1 protein-coding gene is annotated in these 273 nt (G+C 60.1%); it reads right to left on the bottom strand.

Annotation, left to right across the window (positions count from 1 at the left end):
* Window positions 1-9 precede the first annotated feature (9 nt).
* Window positions 10-252 (bottom strand): hypothetical protein, encoded by a 243-nt coding sequence (locus ABG80_RS18390; protein ID WP_058089041.1) that lies wholly within the window; start codon window positions 250-252, stop codon window positions 10-12.
* Window positions 253-273: the final 21 nt, after the last annotated feature.

The raw sequence follows: 273 nt of genomic DNA on the forward strand, positions 1-273 counted from the left end.
CCCCCCGGCTTACTTCGACGCGGAGAGGCGCTCCATGTCATTGAGGACAGGCCGAGCATGCTGATGCACGGCCATCATGTAGGCCTGCGAGGCCTTGTCCCAGGCGTCGATGTGTCTGGCCAGGATGAACAGCCAGAGCGGCGTGTCAACATCCGGGCCAGCAGCTACGATCCCGTAGAAGGCCCTCACCGTCTCAGTGGTCATCAGCGCAGCCTCTTCGAGGACATTGCGCGCTTCATCGATAGACTTCATTCCAGCCATTTCAACTCCTGT

Origin of the sequence: Aquabacterium parvum (genome assembly GCF_001447195.1) — a bacterium.
GTDB classification, from domain to species: Bacteria; Pseudomonadota; Gammaproteobacteria; order Burkholderiales; family Burkholderiaceae_C; genus Aquabacterium; species Aquabacterium parvum.